Below are 12,542 nucleotides of genomic sequence, written 5' to 3'. Positions count from 1 at the left end.
TAAATCACATTACACTACCATTTAAAAAGTAATACTTACTCCACATCAATCTGTGCTCTTTGTAACTTTCCACTATAATCTACATACACGGATTTCCATTCGGTGTAGACGTCTAGGGCTTGGATGCCGGAGTCGCGGTGGCCGTTTCCGGTGCCTTTTGTTCCTCCGAATGGTAGGTGGATTTCAGCTCCTGTTGTTCCGGCGTTTACGTAGACGATTCCTGTGTCTAGGTCGCGTTGTGCTTTGAATACGCGGTTTACGTCTTTTGTGAAAATAGAGCTTGATAGACCGTACGCTACGCTATTGTTTACCTCAATAGCTTCTTCAAAGCTTTTAACTGGAACAAGTGATACTACTGGACCAAAGATTTCTTCCAGTGCGATGCGCATTGTGCTTGTTACATCCGTGAATAATGTTGGTGCAAAGTAGTTTCCATTTGCATGGTCACCTTCTGTTAACTCAAATCCACCGGCTAGAAGTTTTGCACCTTCTTCTTTTCCTATTTCGATATATTGCTTTATCTTCTCGATACCAGCTTTATTAATGATTGGTCCAACTTTATTAGTAGAATCTAACCCATTGCCAATGGTTAATTTTTCCATTTCAACTAGTAAACGTTCTTCCAATGCTTCTTTTACATCTTCATGAACGATGACACGACTACATGCTGTACAGCGTTGACCACTTGTTCCAAAAGCACTCCATAGGATACCTTCTACAGCAAGGTCTAAGTCTGCATCATCCATTACGATTACTGCGTTCTTTCCTCCCATTTCTAGAGAAACCTTCTTCAACTGGCGACCACATTCCGCAGCAATATTACGTCCAACATCATTTGACCCTGTGAAGGAGATTACACGAACATCATCGTGATGAACCATAGCATCTCCAACTTCTGAACCACTACCGAATACAACGTTTATAACACCCTTCGGTAGGCCTGCTTCTTCAAATATTTTTGCAAGTTCATATGCCATAATTGGAGTTTCTGTTGCCGGTTTCCATACCACTGCATTACCGGCTACAATTGCCGGGAAGGACTTCCAAGTCGCAATCGCAATTGGGAAGTTCCACGGGGTAATAATTCCAACCACTCCGATTGGAGCACGAACACTCATGGCGAATTTATCTTTTAGTTCAGCAGGTGTCGTTTGACCAAATAGGCGTCTACCTTCACCCGCCATATAAAATGCCATGTCGATTCCTTCTTGAACTTCCCCACGAGCCTCCTCAATAACCTTTCCATTTTCCATTGTAAGAAGCTGTGATAATTCTTCTTTTCTGTCCTTTAGAAGATAACCAACACGATATAATACTTCTGCGCGCTGTGGTGCAGGAACTAATGCCCACTCTTTTTGTGCCTTTTTTGCAGCCTCAACTGCTGCATTTACACTATTAGCATCTGATAACGGAACATCTAGAATTGTTTCGCCAGTTGCAGGGTTAATAACAGGGGTAGTTTTTTCAACTTCCACCCATTCTCCATTAATAAAGTTTGCTAGTTTTTTTGTTTTCACTTCTGCCATTTTGTAATAACCTCCTAATAATATTTGCATTATTTATAGTTATTGGGACTATCCCCTCAATGATGATATGGTTGATGTGACTGAGATATTCTCTACATCCGTCATGATTTCAATCACTGTAGGTAAACCACTTGTCAAAGCTTGAGTTAGCGCATTTCGAAATTCATCTATGGTAAATACCGTGTAGCCCTCTGCTCCAACTCCATTTGCCAAAACTCGGAAGGAAACCACTCCTAAATCTGTTCCTATCACTCTTTCGGGATAATGCATTTCCTGATGCATACGGATTGTTCCATAGCTGTTATTATTGAAAACTAGTGCAATAACAGGTACTTTCTCCCTTACAGCAGTCTCAAGTTCTTGGAATGTCATCATAAAACCCCCATCACCTGAGAGGGAAACAACGGTTTGATTTGGCACAGCTAGCTTTGCACCAATTGCCGCTGGAAGCCCATATCCCATTGCACCAGAGGTTGGTCCGACATAGGTATTCTTCTCCGTAAAAGGATAGAATCCATGTAACCACCCCGCAAAGTTACCGGCATCATTCGTGATTAATGCATCTTTAGGCAACATCTCTACAAGTGCTTGTATGACATGTTTGTTAATAACATCTTTATCGGTAACTTCTAAACTACTTACCCCTACATAACGTAGTCGACTTTCTTCCGCCCATGATGGCCACAAGCTAGTAAGTTCCACCTCAACTAATGCCTCTAACGCCTGTTTCATATCAGCAATTATACCTAAGTCAGGAGGATAAACCTTGCCTATAACATCTTGCTCGATATCAATATGGATAAGCTTCTGTTCCGCTGATAACAAAGAATAGTCCTGTGTGGTTACTTCGGATAATCTAGTGCCTAATGCCAAAATCACATCTGCTTCCTTCACCGTTTCCAAAATTCTTTTAGGAGTTCCTAAACCTAAATGTCCAACATACAGATCGTGGTTATTTGGAAATGCATCGTGACGACGAAATGCAGACATAACTGGAATTTGTAATTTTTCAGCAAAACAGACCAATTCTTCTTCTGCCTGTGAAAGCTTCACACCACCGCCAGCAATAATTAGTGGCTTTTGAGCTTCTTGTAATATGTTCTCTACTAGAATGATTTCCTCTTTGGAAGGGGAAGGTTTGGGTATCGTTATTTCCGGACCAAAGTGCATTTCCGTTTCAACTGGTAACACATCCTCCGGTAGCGAAACAACTACTGGGCCTGGTCTTCCCGAACGAGCAATTCGAAATGCTCTTCCAACTATCTCCGGCATTCGCTCCGGGTCCTTTACTTCAACTGCCCATTTTGATATCGGCTTGAAAAATTGATCCAAATCTACTTCTTGGAATCCTTCGCGACCACGGAATTTACTATGTACCTGCCCTAGGAAGACAACCATTGGTGTGGAGTCCTGATAAGCTGTATGAACTCCAATGGATAAGTTAGCAGCCCCAACTCCTCTTGTCGCAAGTACCACACCCGGTTTATGAGAAGCTTTCGCATAACCCTCCGCCATAAATGATGCTCCGCCTTCATGCCTTGCTGAGACCAAATCTATGGATGGTTCATCATAAAGTGCATCTAAGAGAGGCAAATAGCTTTCACCTGGTACACAAAACACCTTTTGAATGCCCTCCCTTTTTATACATTCAACGATTGCATGTGCCGCGGTCATTTTCGTTTTCAACTGAGTACTCATGACAAACTCACACCCTTACTTGTAAAATCTTTCATTCTTCTGATTACCTCATCAATACGTTCAAGCTCTACAGATAGAGAAATTCGAATATACCCTTCACCAGACGGACCAAAAGCAGTACCTGGAGTTACAATGACCCCTGCTTCTTCCAAAAGTTTCTCTGAAAATTCCGCTGATGTATATCCTCTTGGAATCTTCGGCCAAATAAATATCGAGCCTCGTGGCTTTTCAACTTGAAAACCAGCTTCTAGTAAGCCTTGATACATACGTTCCATTCTTGCTTTAAATATTTCATTATGTTTTTTCACATCTGATAAATCGCTTCTTAAAGCAAGTGCTGCGGCCTTTTGAATGGCTAGAAATTGGCTAGTATCAATATTACTTTTGTAGGTGTGAAGAGCCTTAATTAACTCTTTATTTCCTACAACATAACCAATCCGCCATCCCGTCATATTAAAACTCTTGGATAACGAACCAAACTCAACAGCTACTTCCTTAGCATTTGGAACTTGAAGAATACTTGGTGACTTGTATCCGTCAAACGTAACTAAATCATAGGCAGCATCATGAATAACTGCTATGTTATTCTGCCGTCCGTATGTAATCGCTTCCAAAAAGGTATTTAATTCGACAGTTGCTGCTGTTGGATTACCTGGATAATTTAAGAACATTAGCTTGGCATCCTGTTTATCCTGTTCCGATACTTGATCATACATTGGTACATAGCCATTTTGTAAATCCAACGGAAGATATGCACTATTACCACCGGCTAAATGTACCGCTGTTTTGTATACGGGATAACCTGGATCAGGAATAAGAACCGTGTCACCAGGATTAATAGCAGCCTGAATAAGATTGGCAATTCCCTCTTTAGAACCAATTAACGTTAACACTTCTGTCTCCGGATCTAACTCAACCCCATAGTGGCTCTGATAAAAATAAGCTACTGCTTCTCTAAATTCTTTACTACCATCATAGGGGGAGTATCGATGATTAATAGGATTTTGTACTTCCTCACAAAGCTTCTCCATAATAAACTTTGGAGTTGGTAGGTCTGGTGCGCCGATCCCTAAATCAATCACATCCATACCAATGGCCTTCAGTTCCTCTTTTCTCTTTTGAAACCTAGAAAAAAGATATGGCGGTAAGTCCTTTACCTTGTTTGATACGTACATGGTTCTACCCATCCTTCCGTTTCAACATACGAAATGCTATTTCATATATCTGACATTAGTATAAAGGTATTAATTAAAATTTTCAATTATTATTAAAAAACTAAATATTTTTGTTACAATAAATACAGAAAGCGCTTACTTATCTAAAAAGAGGTGATCATAGTGAATACTAGTAGAGAGTTCGCTCGTATCTTAGATCAAAATGATTCTTTAAAAGATTTCCGAGAAGAATTTTATATTTCAAATGAAAAGATTTATTTGGATGGAAACTCTTTAGGTCTCCTGTCCAAAAGATCGGAGAAGGCTGTTTTAGATATCCTGAATTCATGGAAAACATTAGCAATCGATGGTTGGACAGAAGGAGAATACCCTTGGTTTTATTTATCCGAAGAAATTGGAAAGCAATTTGCCTCTCTTGTTGGCGGAGAATCTAAGGAACTTATTGCTACTGGCTCTACCACCACAAACCTACATCAACTGCTAGCAAGTTTTTATCAACCAGAAGGTAAGAAAACTAAAATCCTTGCTGATGAATTAAATTTTCCATCGGATATTTATGCTATAAAGAGTCAGATCCAATTAAAAGGCTATGACCCCAATGAGCACCTAGTACAAGTGAAAAGCAAAGAAGGTCATTTGCTTGAAATAACGGATATAATTGATGCTATGACAGACGATATTGCATTAATCGTTCTTCCTGGTGTTCTTTACCGCAGTGGACAAATTCTGGATATGCAGGCTATTACACATGCAGCACATGAACGAGGTATCCTAATTGGCTTTGACTTATGCCACTCTATCGGTTCTATTCCACATGAATTATCCAAATGGGGTGTTGACTTCGCCTTCTGGTGCACATATAAGCATCTAAATGGAGGTCCAGGTAGTGTTGGTGGAATTTACGTAAATGAACGACATCTTGGTATGGAACCTGGACTTTCTGGGTGGTTTAGTTCTGCAAAAGAAAAACAATTTGACTTAGAGCATGAATTAACTCCCGCATCAACGGCAGGTGCTTTTCAGATAGGCACACCACATGTTTTAAGCATTGCACCGCTTATTGGCTCTCTTACAATATTTCAAGAAGCTGGGATGGAATCTATTCGTAAAAAATCACTACAATTAACCGACTATCTTATCAACCTAATAGAAGCTGAGTTAAAAGACTATAGCTTTGAAATTACCTCTCCAAGGGAACATGATGCTCGTGGTGGTCATATTTACTTAACACACCCACAAGCAGCGAGTATTTGTAAGGCTTTAAAAGCAGATAGAATTGTTCCAGACTTCAGGAGCCCTAACGGAATAAGATTAGCCCCGGTTGCCTTGTATAATACGTTTGAAGAAGTTTGGCAAACTGTTCTAACCCTAAAAAAGATCATGAAAGAAGCCCGTTATAGAAAATATGAAAATAGAAGAGGAGTAATTGCTTAATGACAAAATGGATTGATATTACACAACCCTTAACAAACGATATGGCGCACTGGCCCGGTGACAGACCTTTTAAGTATGAAGTAGCTGCTACCAAAGAACAAACCGGGTCTGCTAATATTGGAAAGATTACAACCAGTGTCCATATAGGAACCCATGTTGATGCTCCTTTTCACTTTGATAATGATGGAAAGACAATGGAACAAATTCCTATCGATATTTATATCGGGAAAGCACTTGTCATCGATGTAAGTGAATATAAGACTATAACACCTGAGGTGCTGGATAAATATAATTTAGATGGCGTGAAACGATTATTAATTCGAACTTCACTTACAAATAACCCAAAATTATTTCCTGAAGTCATTCCTTTATTAGACTCTAGCATTGGTGAATACCTAGCAAGAAAAGGTGTAATTTTACTTGGTGTAGATATGCCTTCTGTTGATCACATAACTAGTAAAACACTAGACACCCATCATGCTCTTCACCGAAATGGGATTCACATTCTAGAGAACATTATGCTTGACGATGTGGAGACCGGGGAATACGAGTTAATTGCTCTTCCCTTAAGAATTGTTGGTGGAGATGGTAGCCCTGTCAGAGCGGCACTTAGACCCCTTAAGGAGGAAAATTAACGTGCGAGAGGAATATATGTGGGAGTTACACTCCGATGACACAGGTGCCCATACGGATTTTAAAGAAAAGATGACCTATGGTGACTATTTACAGCTTGAGCTACTACTGGATAGCCAAAAAAGGCTTTCTGACCATCATGATGAAATGTTATTTATCGTCATACATCAAGTAAGCGAGCTTTGGTTAAAGCTAATGATCCATGAAATAGAGGCTGCGACTGTTGCAATTCAAAAGGAAGAATATCAATCCGCTTTTAAGATGCTTGCCCGTGTATCTAAGATTCAATCACAAATAATACAGTCCTGGGATGTACTTTCCACCCTAACACCTGCTGAATACATGGAGTTTCGTAATTTCTTAGGTAATGCATCTGGCTTCCAGTCCTATCAATATCGTTTGGTTGAATTTGTATTGGGATACAAAACACCCCATATTGTAAAAATCTATGAAAAGAATCCCATACTACATAAACGTTTAAAGACAGCGTTCGAGGCACCTGGACTTTATGATGTTTCCATTCAAACGTTAAGTAAACAAGGATTCAGTATTAACGAGTATGTTTTAAATCGAGATTTCTCTAAAAAATATGAGCAAGATCCTACAGTAGCTGATGCATGGTTAGAGGTTTATCGTAATAAGGATACATACTGGGATCTTTATCAATTAGCTGAGAAACTTGTTGATATTGAAGACTGGTTTCAACAGTGGCGATTCCGACATATGAAAACAGTAGAGCGGATTATTGGCCATAAAATTGGTACTGGTGGTACTTCAGGTGTTGGATACCTGAAGAGTGTATTGGATCATTACTTTTTTCCGGAGTTGTGGGAGATTCGAACGAAATTATGAAAAAGTGCTTAGAGGTTTCGATTAGACCTCTAAGCACTTTTAACTACTTAGTTATTACCGTTCCCTTTATTACCATTTCCATTATTACCTTTGTCATTATTTCCGTTATTGCCTTTGTTTTCTTTCTTCTCTGCTTTTTCTATTGCCTTTTCAGCCTTTTCTTGTTTTTTCTCTGCTTTCTTTTCTGCCTTTTCTAAAGCTTTTTCTGCTTTCTTTTGTACTTTTTCAAGTTCTTTTTCTGCTTTTTTATTGTCTGGTTTTGCAACTTCCACTATTTCTAGATTTTTTGTTTCTTTTGTGATTTCCTGTTTCTCTTCTGTTATTGGAGCTTCAACAGTTAGTGTTGCTTCTCCTTCAGAGTCTTCAATTACAATTTTTTCATCATCTGTTATAATTTCTTCTTCTAATTCAACTTCGTCTTTATTCACTATTTTACTAGCTCGTTTTTCAAGTTTATCTGCTAACTTAGCAAATGATTTTTCAATATTTTTCATAATTGCAGCTTGTGCTTTCGGATTATCGATTTTTGCAAGAACTGCTGATAGAGCATTGATGTTGTTAGCAATTTTCACTTTAACCTGTGCAACATCTTCATCCTCAACCACTACTTCTTCGTCTTCCTTTACATCCTCTTCTTCTACTACTTCATCATCGGTATTTTCAGTTGCTCCTTCTGTTTCAGATGATTCTTTACTTTCTTCTGCAGTACCTTCTTCAGTAGCTTCCTCTTCAACATTATCACCAAGTGTTAATTGTGCTTTTTCATTATTATCAAGAGCTGATTGAAGCAATTCACCGGCTTCATCATATTTGCCTTCTTGAATGAGGGCATTTGCTTCTGCAATACGTTCCGCAGCAAGTTCTGCTAATAATTGACTCTTTTTATAATCATTAAATGTTAATGCTAGTTGGATTTTTTCTTGCATTACTTCAACAAAGTAAAAAAAGTCTCCAGGGATAAGTCCTACTTCAACTTCCTCTTCTTCTGTTGCTTCTTCTTCACTTACTTCTTCTTCAGTTGGATCTTCTTCAACTGTCTCTTCGGTATTTGCTTCTTCCTCAGATGTAACGGTTTCTGATGATTCTTCTTCTTTAATTACTTCATCCGTGTTTATTTCATCTACTGTAGAATCTCCATTCGTTGTACCTTGTGATTCTGTGACTGTTAAATTTCCCTGATCACTTTCATCTGCTAGTACAGTAGCTGCCCCGGATGTTACTACTACAGATACTAGCACTGTACTAGTTACTAGACTTGTTAGTTTGTGTGAAAATTTCATGTATACATTTCCTCCCCAGAATTTTGTTTAAATAATTGCATTAAGAAAATTCGGGGTGTTGGACAAATATATGTCTTAATTTGATGAAAAACATAAAAATGTTACTATTTTCCTATGCTTCCTTTAGATAGAAACAAAAGAAAAGGCCCCCTATTTTGGGGGCTTTAGCATTAAAGATCTTCAAGGATTCGGAAGACTACTTTGTACTTTTCTTCGTCCATTAAGTCTGTGATGTGAACTTGTTTACCATGGCCGAAAATTACTTCTGTATCTGTCATAGCGATTACCATTGTTTTGGTGTTGTTTTCAACGTCTAGAAAAACATCGCCAACTACTGGTTTGACTACATCTTCATCACTATCGGTTAGATAGGTGATGGATTCGTCTTGTATCTGTTGTTCTTCTGGGACGAGGCTTTTATCGTAATATGCGATTTCTTGGCTTGCTTCTTGCCTTCCTGGAACCATTACGACATATTCATGATGTTTTACCCCATTATCCCTTGTAGTAACAACATTTCCATCTTCAATACTTGATACCTTTTCAATTGAATTTAGAGAATAGTGATCTAAAAAATCTGGAGCAGGTTTTGTGATTAATATATAATCACCAGGATTCGGTTTCTTATTCTCATCAATCGTATATCGCTTGCCATAAAAAATAAATGTGTCATTATGTTTTGGCTTGTAGAATGAAATATCAATGGCACTCGTTAATACCTGTTTCATATCTTTCAACCGATATAGATGGACTGATTTTTTAAACATTGGTTTAACAGCATATACTTTATGTAACTCATTTTGATAAAAGACAAACTGACCTTTACGAACTTGAAATAACTTCACAGGAATTCCTCCTAGGAAAGAATTTGAATAACGGATAAATAAAGACTATCCTTATCATTTGTAACAATTACAGATTTAAACATATTATCTTCCATCATCGTACATTCTCATCCATATGAACAAAAGGAAGATCTGTATTCACTGTTCCTAAAATTTGCTTTACCCTTATTTTCTCACCTTCTAACCATTTTCCAAAATCAAAAATAATCGGTTCCCGATCACCGCCCAATACAAACCAGGCCATTAATTCTTTAGGGAAATACGCAGAGGTGTGAATAGTGCCTGCCCAATTTTTATATTGGTCAGAAAAAATTCCTTTATCAGAATCATTCATCATACGAAATGCCAGATATGCATCTGTTACGAGTTGCTCTTGTTTCTCAATTGCCTCCATCCGCCTATAAGAATCATCCAAATGGTAACGATTTTCATGTGTTAACACCTCAAAATGATTCGTACAAACGTTTGATTGACGCACATGAGTCCCTCGTGGAGTCGCTTCTACGATAAAGGTCTCTCCAGATTTGTCTAATACAATATAACTAAAAGAGTGGCGATGTGGTACTTCTTCAAGCATATGAACAGCCTCATTCACATTAGCACAATTTTCTAATATCATTCTTCCAATCATATTACAAATGAAGCCATCCCCTGGTTTCTTACGATGCATAAAATTATAACCCATAGCTAGACCTTTCTCATTCATACCATCCATTCTTCCGGTAATTCGCTGAGAAGGACCAATGACAGCATATCCTTGGTCTGTCGGAGCAAAGATGGTATATCTTCCCTCATAAGTCTTAGGGTGATAATCATAATTTCGAATCATATAATCTGAATCAGTAAAAATGGAACAACCACTCCGCATATAATGAAGACGGTAGCCACCAAACTCACGAAGAACTTCACCGATATCCCACTCTAGAGCATCTTGTAATCCTAATAGCTCCTCCCAAATACCAGGGGCAAACGGTAGTATCGCATTTTTTACTTCTTGCTCATCAATAATGAAGTGTTGTTTCCTAATTTTCCAGATTCGTTTTCTATTTTGTATTGTTAAGGAATCCTTTAACAATTCCCCTTGCATAAATCCAAAGTCATAGTGAGATCCTCGAAATTGTATAACATCACTGTAGATATGCTTCACATTGATCACCCCTTGCATAAATAATTAGGATAGAACCAACCAATGATCCTATCCTAATGTTAATTTTCTAGTTCTTCTATCAATAAGGAAAGCTCTTCCCAGCGTTCCATTTTCGCATCTAGCTCTTCTTGTATCTTTTGTTGTTCAGCAAATAAGTTTTGAACTTTTTCCGAATCACTTCCTGCCTCCACAATTCCTTCCTCTAGCTCTACTATTTTTTCTTCTAAAGATGCAATTTTGTCCTCAATCTCATTCCATTCCTTCTGTTCCAGGTATGAAAGTTTCTTTTTTTGTTTTGGCTTCGTATCTTCTCTGGTTATCTTGGGGCCATTCTTTTCTACCGGTTGTGCATCTTCTTGATACTCACTATAATTACCATAAAAAAGACTTATCTTACTATTCCCCTCAAATACTAGTAACTTCTCCACTACGCGGTCTAAGAAGTATCGGTCGTGGGAAACGGTAATAACAACGCCTGGAAAATGATCTAAATATTCCTCTAACACACCTAAGGTTTGCGTATCCAAGTCATTAGTGGGCTCATCAAGAAATAATACATTAGGCTCATCCATTAATATTTTTAAAAGATATAGACGGCGGCGTTCTCCACCAGAGAGCTTGCGAATATAATTATATTGTTCAGAACGAGGAAATAAGAACCGCTCTAGCATTTGTTCAGCTGAAATGGCATCCCCATCTTTTGTATATATTACTTCCGCTACTTCTTTGATATAATCCACCACACGCATTTCACCATTTAATTCTTCATCACCTTGTGTATAATAACCTATTTTCACTGTTTCACCGATGATTACTTCTCCGTTATCTGGTTGAATACGATGCGCCATAATGTTAAGTAGTGTTGTTTTTCCCGAGCCATTAGGTCCGATAATACCAACTCTATCTCCAGGGATGATTAACTGGCTAAAGTTGTTTATGAGCTTACGTCCCTGGAATGACTTTTCAATTGCTTCTAATTCAATAACTTTTTTACCAAGGCGAGCAGACCCTACATGGAACTCGACATTATGATGGTCCGTATTGAAGGTTTTTTCTTTCATATCATGGACTCGTTCTATTCGAGCCTTCTGTTTTGTTCCTCTAGCTTTAACACCAGCTTTTAACCAAGCTAGTTCTCTTCGCAACGTATTGGCATGCTTTTGTTGGTTGCTGCGTTCTAATTCTTCTCTTTCTGCCTTTTTCTCTAGGAAAATCTCATAATTTCCTTCATACATATACAGATTCCCTTTATCTAACTCAAAGATTTTATTGTTTACTCGGTTTAAGAAATATCTATCATGCGTTACAAGTAATAGAGCTCCCTTAAAACTTTGCAAATATTTTTCTAACCATTCCACAGTTTCATTATCTAAGTGGTTTGTAGGCTCATCTAATATTAATAAATCAGCAGGTTGAATTAACGCTTTAGCGATGGCAATCCGTTTACGCTGGCCACCAGAAAGCTCAGTAACACTTTTATTAAAATCAGTTATTCCCAGCTTCGTTAAAATTGTCTTTGCAGTAGTATTAGCCTCCCAAGCTTCATACTCATCCATTTTTTGCTGAGCTTTCATTAAAGCTTGTTGAACCTTCTCATCTTCTGGTGCTTCTGCTAATTTTTGCAATGTCCGTTCATATTCGCGCATGACTTTCATGATCATTGCATCACCATAGTAAATCTGCTCAATTACAGATAAGTTAGGATCTAACCAAACTTCTTGTGGTAAATACTCTATCCGATAGTCTTTTGGTGCTTGGATGCTTCCCGCTTCAGATGAATCTATACCAGCTATCACTTTTAAAAAACTCGATTTTCCCGTACCATTAACTCCAATTAAGCCAATACGGTCCTGTTCTGTAATCGTACATGTTAAATCTTTAAATAAGATCTTATCTCCATAAGATTTTTGTAGATTGTCAATTGTTAGCATAGAAAAGCCCTTCCTTATTAA

The 12,542-nt window shown here is 38.1% G+C and carries 10 protein-coding genes; 3 read left to right on the top strand and 7 right to left on the bottom strand.

The window, feature by feature from the left end; genetic code table 11:
* Positions 1 to 35: 35 nt before the first annotated feature.
* From TY11_RS00970 to TY11_RS00960, 3 genes are read right to left on the bottom strand one after another with little or no spacing between them, the layout of a single operon-like run.
* The gene (locus tag TY11_RS00970; RefSeq protein ID WP_042142042.1) at positions 36 to 1,526 is read right to left on the bottom strand and encodes an aldehyde dehydrogenase family protein; all 1,491 of its coding nucleotides are present in this window, start codon (positions 1,524 to 1,526) and stop codon (positions 36 to 38) included.
* A gap of 48 nt (positions 1,527 to 1,574) precedes the next feature.
* Positions 1,575 to 3,224, bottom strand: coding sequence for a thiamine pyrophosphate-dependent enzyme (locus TY11_RS00965; RefSeq protein WP_042142041.1), 1,650 nt, complete (start codon positions 3,222 to 3,224; stop codon positions 1,575 to 1,577).
* Entirely contained in the window at positions 3,221 to 4,399 is a 1,179-nt protein-coding gene (locus tag TY11_RS00960; RefSeq protein ID WP_081755781.1) for an LL-diaminopimelate aminotransferase, read from the bottom strand. The genes TY11_RS00965 and TY11_RS00960 overlap by 4 nt, the downstream gene beginning before the upstream one ends.
* A 162-nt stretch (positions 4,400 to 4,561) precedes the next feature.
* On the opposite strand from TY11_RS00960, the gene kynU reads away from it, so the two are divergent.
* The 3 genes from kynU to kynA are packed head-to-tail and all read left to right on the top strand — an operon-like array spanning position 4,562 to position 7,318.
* Positions 4,562 to 5,833: a kynureninase gene (kynU, locus tag TY11_RS00955; protein ID WP_081755780.1), complete on the top strand. Its 1,272-nt coding sequence runs from the start codon at positions 4,562 to 4,564 to the stop codon at positions 5,831 to 5,833.
* Positions 5,833 to 6,468 (top strand): arylformamidase, encoded by a 636-nt coding sequence (kynB, locus tag TY11_RS00950; RefSeq protein WP_042142039.1) that lies wholly within the window; start codon positions 5,833 to 5,835, stop codon positions 6,466 to 6,468. Before kynU ends, kynB begins: the two co-directional genes overlap by 1 nt.
* 16 nt (positions 6,469 to 6,484) lie before the next feature.
* Positions 6,485 to 7,318 (top strand): tryptophan 2,3-dioxygenase, encoded by an 834-nt coding sequence (gene kynA / locus TY11_RS00945; RefSeq protein WP_042142152.1) that lies wholly within the window; start codon positions 6,485 to 6,487, stop codon positions 7,316 to 7,318.
* Between the two features lie 47 nt (positions 7,319 to 7,365).
* On the opposite strand, the gene TY11_RS19715 is transcribed toward kynA, so the two are convergent.
* From TY11_RS19715 to TY11_RS00925, 4 genes are all read right to left on the bottom strand, one after another.
* Positions 7,366 to 8,598 (bottom strand): DUF5667 domain-containing protein, encoded by a 1,233-nt coding sequence (locus tag TY11_RS19715; protein WP_052345681.1) that lies wholly within the window; start codon positions 8,596 to 8,598, stop codon positions 7,366 to 7,368.
* Between the two features lie 170 nt (positions 8,599 to 8,768).
* Positions 8,769 to 9,443 (bottom strand): hypothetical protein, encoded by a 675-nt coding sequence (locus tag TY11_RS00935; RefSeq protein WP_042142038.1) that lies wholly within the window; start codon positions 9,441 to 9,443, stop codon positions 8,769 to 8,771.
* 94 nt (positions 9,444 to 9,537) lie between these two features.
* Entirely contained in the window at positions 9,538 to 10,590 is a 1,053-nt protein-coding gene (locus TY11_RS00930; protein WP_042142037.1) for a C45 family autoproteolytic acyltransferase/hydrolase, read from the bottom strand.
* A 59-nt stretch (positions 10,591 to 10,649) separates the two neighbouring features.
* Positions 10,650 to 12,521 carry an ABC-F family ATP-binding cassette domain-containing protein gene (locus tag TY11_RS00925; protein WP_042142036.1) on the bottom strand — a complete coding sequence of 624 codons (1,872 nt, stop codon included), beginning with the start codon at positions 12,519 to 12,521 and terminating at the stop codon, positions 10,650 to 10,652.
* Positions 12,522 to 12,542 lie beyond the last annotated feature (21 nt).

Source organism: Paucisalibacillus algeriensis, assembly GCF_000577245.1.
Lineage (GTDB): Bacteria > Bacillota > Bacilli > Bacillales > Amphibacillaceae > Ornithinibacillus.
The sequence above is the reverse complement of the archived record's forward strand: the minus strand, read 5'-3'. Positions and strand labels throughout refer to the sequence as shown.

Bases quoted from the DNA above. Each gene is read 5' to 3' on its own strand.
- TY11_RS00970 (WP_042142042.1), bottom strand. From the start codon at position 1,526: ATGGCAGAAGTGAAAACAAAAAAACTAGCAAACTTTATTAATGGAGAA.
- TY11_RS19715 (WP_052345681.1), bottom strand. From the start codon at position 8,598: ATGAAATTTTCACACAAACTAACAAGTCTAGTAACTAGTACAGTGCTA.
- kynB (WP_042142039.1), top strand. From the start codon at position 5,833: ATGACAAAATGGATTGATATTACACAACCCTTAACAAACGATATGGCG.
- TY11_RS00965 (WP_042142041.1), bottom strand. From the start codon at position 3,224: ATGAGTACTCAGTTGAAAACGAAAATGACCGCGGCACATGCAATCGTT.
- TY11_RS00925 (WP_042142036.1), bottom strand. From the start codon at position 12,521: ATGCTAACAATTGACAATCTACAAAAATCTTATGGAGATAAGATCTTA.
- TY11_RS00960 (WP_081755781.1), bottom strand. From the start codon at position 4,399: ATGTACGTATCAAACAAGGTAAAGGACTTACCGCCATATCTTTTTTCT.
- kynA (WP_042142152.1), top strand. From the start codon at position 6,485: ATGTGGGAGTTACACTCCGATGACACAGGTGCCCATACGGATTTTAAA.